The sequence below is a fragment of the Haloferax sp. AB510 genome, assembly GCF_024136985.1.
In the GTDB taxonomy this organism is placed as follows: Archaea; Halobacteriota; Halobacteria; order Halobacteriales; family Haloferacaceae; genus Haloferax.
Map to the genome: position 1 here is coordinate 1 of NZ_JAMYJY010000170.1, position 4,542 is coordinate 4,542.

The 4,542-nt window shown below is 67.9% G+C and carries 3 protein-coding genes and 2 pseudogenes; 2 read left to right on the forward strand and 3 right to left on the reverse strand.

All coding sequences use genetic code 11. The annotated features are described in order from the left end of the window. Together NKF06_RS19815 and NKF06_RS19820 are read right to left on the reverse strand one after the other, a co-directional pair. Nucleotides 1-180, reverse strand: a pseudogene (locus tag NKF06_RS19815) (electron transfer flavoprotein subunit alpha); the annotation flags it as partial. After that, the gene (locus tag NKF06_RS19820) at nucleotides 181-960 is read right to left on the reverse strand and encodes an electron transfer flavoprotein subunit beta/FixA family protein (protein ID WP_253246384.1); all 780 of its coding nucleotides are present in this window, start codon (nucleotides 958-960) and stop codon (nucleotides 181-183) included. It lies immediately after the preceding pseudogene. A gap of 143 nt (nucleotides 961-1,103) precedes the next feature. Between NKF06_RS19820 and NKF06_RS19825 the strand changes: the two genes are divergently transcribed. After that, nucleotides 1,104-1,715, forward strand: a complete 612-nt coding sequence (locus NKF06_RS19825; protein WP_253246385.1) for a universal stress protein — start codon at nucleotides 1,104-1,106, stop codon at nucleotides 1,713-1,715. 22 nt (nucleotides 1,716-1,737) lie between these two features. Here NKF06_RS19825 and pepF read toward each other — a convergent pair whose 3' ends face one another. Then, the gene (gene pepF, locus NKF06_RS19830; protein WP_253246386.1) at nucleotides 1,738-3,537 is read right to left on the reverse strand and encodes an oligoendopeptidase F; all 1,800 of its coding nucleotides are present in this window, start codon (nucleotides 3,535-3,537) and stop codon (nucleotides 1,738-1,740) included. A gap of 387 nt (nucleotides 3,538-3,924) precedes the next feature. Between pepF and NKF06_RS19835 the strand changes: the two are divergent. Beyond that, a pseudogene (locus NKF06_RS19835) lies at nucleotides 3,925-4,542 on the forward strand (PA domain-containing protein); the annotation flags it as partial.

Below are 4,542 nucleotides of genomic sequence, written 5' to 3' on the forward strand. Positions count from 1 at the left end.
GCAGACCGCCGCGACCACGACGAGCGCGACGAGCGCTTCGCCCGTCTCGTCGGCGAGTTCGCGGCCCTTCGCGAGGAGTTCCCACGACACCGGCGCGGCCTCACCCTCGTGCTGTTCGACGAACACCCAGACGTCCCGGTAGTCGGCCACGTCGATTTCCGGCCCGCTCGCGGCGCTCATCTAGAGCACCTCCGAGAGGTGGTCGTAGAGGGCTTCGACGCTATCGACGCGCGTCCGCTCCCGTTCGACCGGCGAGGCGGTGTCCATCCCACCGACCTTCGTCGGCGAGTTGGCGAGGCCGACCCGGTCTTCGATTTCGAGGTCGGCGGCGGTCCACTGGACCGGTTCGAACTCGGTCTCGGCGAATATTTTCCGGTGCAACCCGGCGGGTCGCGGGTCGTTCGCGCCGAACACCATGGCGACGACGACGGGGAGCGCGGCGGCGACGCGCTCGTAGCCGCCCTCGACGTCCCGCGTGCCGACGAGGACGCCCTCGTCGGGTCGGGGGTCGAGCGACTCGGTGTAGGTGAGTTGGGCCCACCCGTTGTGGGCGGCGATGCCCGGCGGTACCTGTCCGGTCGAGGAGTCGGTGCTCTCCTCGCCGCAGATGACCACGTCGGCGTCGAGTTCTTCGGCCGCCCGCGCGAGTGCGAGGCTCGTGGGCCACGTGTCGCTGCCGCCGAACGCCCGGTCTGTGAGCAGGACACCGCCGTCAGCGCCCGCGGCGACGGCCGCCTGCAGGACGGCGCTGGCCGGCGGCGGTCCCATCGTGATCGCGGTCACGGTCCCGCCGACGGCGTCGCGGAGCGCGAGCGCGGACTCGACGGCGTTGTGGTCGGGCTTGTTCAGCACCGCCGGCGCGTCGGAGCGGTTCAACGTCCCCGTATCGGGGTCTATCGTAACGTCGTCCGCATCGGGTACCTGCTTGACGCAGACGACGATGTTCCATCCGTCATTCATAATTTGACGACGCCGTCGTGTGCGGCGCTTACCGAACATAGCACGTACCGGGCTACATACCGCCCCGCTCATTCTCGAAATATAGGAACCAAATACCCGATATTACCCCCTCCCGACGTATCCTGGTTCAGGAGGGCCAACAAATGTACACTCACATCCTCGTTCCCGTCGATACCAGTCCGGAGTCAATGAACGCGGCGAGCCACGCGATTCGCCTCGCGGACGCGGTCGGCGCGTCGGTCCACGCGCTGTACGTCACCCGACCGCCCGTGGACACCGACGGCGACGGCGAACGCTCGCAGTCGCGGAGCGAACGCGCCTTCGCGGACGTGGTCGAACGCGCCGAAGAACGCGGCGTCGACGTCGAGACGACAATCGTCGTCGGAGAGCCCGCGGAGTCCATCGCCGACTTCGCCAACACGTGTCGCGCCGACCTCATCGTGATGGGCACCCACGGCCGCGAGGGTGTCGACCGACTGGTGAACGGCAGCGTCGCCGAGCGCGTCGGCCGACTCGCCAGCGTCCCGGTGACGACGATTCGGCTCCGAGACGGCGAGCAGTCGGTCCGCTCGGCGCTCGAGGCACAGCGCATCGCGCGCGAAAAGCTCGCACACACCGGCCACGACGACGCCGTCATCGAATCGCCGTCTCGACAGCGGTCCGCGTGGGTCGTCCGCGCCGCCGACGACCGCGGGGAGTACAACGTCCACATCGACAGCGCGTCCGGGCAGGTCAAACTCGTTCAGGTCGGCTGAGCCCGCCCTGCGATTTTTCGGTTTATTCGAGGTCGAGGAGCGTCGCGGCCTCGTCGAGGAACTCGGCGTAGACCGACATCGCGTCCTCGATGGGTTCGGGCTCGGTCATGTCGACGCCGGCGGTTCGGAGCACGTCGAGGGGGTACTCGCTGCCGCCGAGCGCGAGCGCCTCACGGTAGTCCGCCGCGGCCGACTCGCCCTCCTCGCGGATGCGCTCGACGATGGCCGCCGCCGCGGAGATGCCCGTCGCGTACTGGTAGACGTAGTAGTTGTAGTAGAAGTGCGGAATGCGCATCCACTCTCGAGCGATGCGGTCGTCGGTTGCCGCGGGCTCGTAGTACGCCGCTTTCAGGTCGCCGTACAGCTCGTCGAAGCGGTCGGGCGTGAGCGCACCATCGTCTTCGACGATTTCGTGAATCTGGAGTTCGAAGTCGGCGAACATCGTCTGGCGGAACAGCGTCGAGCGGAAGCGTTCGAGGTACTCGTCGAGGACGTGCATCCGGAGTTCGTCGTCGTCGACGTTCTCCAGGAGGTATTCGGTCAGGAGCGTCTCGTTGACCGTGGAGGCGACCTCGGCGGTGAAAATGTCGTAGCTCGCATCGTGCCACGGCTGGGCGTCGTTGGCGAGTTCGGAGTGCATCGAGTGGCCCAGTTCGTGGGCGAGGGTGAACATCGACGCCGCGTCGTCCTGGTAGTTCATCATGATGAACGGCTGGGTGTCGTAGGTGCCCGCAGAGTACGCCCCGGAGCGCTTGCCGCGGTTCTCGTACACGTCAACCCAGCGGTCTTCGAGGCCCTCGGCCATCCGCGCTTGGTACGCCTCGCCGAGCGGTTCGACGGCCTCGACGATGTACTCCTTCGCCTGTTCGTACGGAATCTCGGGGCCGTGGTCGCCGGTGAGCGACACGTACAGGTCCCACATCTGGAGTTCGTCCGCGTCGATGGCCTCGCGCTTCAACTCGGCGTGGCGGTGGAGGTGGCCGAGGTTGTCGCGGACGGTGTCGAGCAGGTTGTCGTACACCTCGACCGGGACGTTGGGGCCGTCGAGGGCGGCCTCGCGGGCGGTCTCGTAGTCGCGGATGCGCGCGGTCTTCACGTCCTTCTTGACGCTGTTTTTCAGCGAGGTGCCGACGGCGTTGCGCACGTCGGCCCAGCGGTCGTAGAACTCCTCGTGGACGGTCCGGCGGAACTCGCGGTCGGGGTGTTTCTGGAGCTTCGTGAAGTTACCCTGCGTGATTTCGACCGACGTGCCGTCGGGCTTTTCGACGGTCGGGAACTCGAGGTCGGCGTTGGCGAGCATGGAGTAGATGTCGCTCGACGCGCCGGTCACGTCCGAGAGGTCGGCGAGGACTTCTTCGACCTCCGCGGAGCGGGTGTGCTCTTTCGTCCGGAGCACGTCGTCGAAGTGGTGTTCGTAGGCTTCGAGTTCGGGTTCTTCTTCGACGAACTCGTCGACGCCGTCGCGGCCGAGTTCCTGTAGCTCGGGGTCCAGATAGCTGACCGCGCTCCGGGCCTTCGACGCCAGCGCCTCGGCGCGACCGGCCTGCGCTTGGTACTCCTGGTTCCGGGTGTCCTGGCTGCTGCGGAGGTTCGCGTAGGAGACGACCATCGACACCTCGCGGAGCACCGACTCCATCGTCTCGAGGAGTTCGAGGAGCGTCTCGGGGTCCTCGGTGGCGCGGCCCTCGTAGCTCGCCAGTTCGGGGACGCGCTCTGCGACGTCCTCGTACGCCGCCTCCCACTCCTCGTCGGAGGCGTAGATGCTGTCGAGGTCCCACTTGTACTCCTCGTCGATGTCGCTCCGCTCGGGAACCGAACTCATGTCGGGTGATTCGACGCACGCGCGGGTGGTAAGCCTTATCAATCGACGGGCGAAGCGGGGTCGAGGAGGGCGGCCGGGCCGCGGTTAGTGTCGGGTCGCTCTCGCTTCTCGGACCTGCGATCCGTCCCGGACTAAGTCCTCACAGTGCGGACAGACGCGGGGGGCGTCCATGCCCTCGGGGGCGAACACCCTGACGTAGCCTTCCGTGACGAAGGAATTGCAGTTCTGACATGTAGGCATGGCGGTCGTGCGTACCACGTCAACTGAGTTAGATGTTATGGGCGATTTTCGGCAGCCGACACCGTCTCCGGCCCCGACCGCAGGGGGGTTCGATCGGCGGGGTCCGGCGGCGCAAACCCCTTTGACGGGTGAGCGTGTGGATGCCCTATGGACGACCTCTCTCCCGCAGTCCGCGAGGCGTTCGCCCGGACGTGGGTCGACGACCACCCGTGGGCGTTCCTCACCGACCTGACCGCCATCGGCGACCGGATGGCCGGCGGGCCGGGCGACCGCCGCGCGAGCACGCTCGTCGCCGACGCCCTCGCCGACGCAGGTGTCGGGCGCGTCGAGTTCGACCCCTTCGAGATGGCCCGGTCGGACCCCGCGGCGACACGACGCTCGACCTCACCGCACCCGACGAGCGGCGTTTCGAGGCCGTCGCGCTCCCGTACGCTCCGCGGGCGACGGTCTCCGGCCCGCTCGTCGATGTCGGCTACGGCACGCCGAGCGAAATCGACGCCGCCGACGTGGACGGCGCGCTCGCCGTCGCCAGCACGACGACCCCCGTCGGCGGTCGGTTCGTCCACCGAATGGAGAAGTTCAACTACGCCGTCGACTCCGGCGCGGTCGGTTTCGTCTTCGTCAACCACCTCCCCGGGCAACTCCCGCCGACCGGGGCGCTCCGCTACGACGAGGAGGCCGCTGCCCCCGCGGTCGGCGTGAGCGCCGAAACCGGGTCGTGGCTGACCGACTACGCGGCCCGCGGCGGCGAGGCGACCCTCGCGG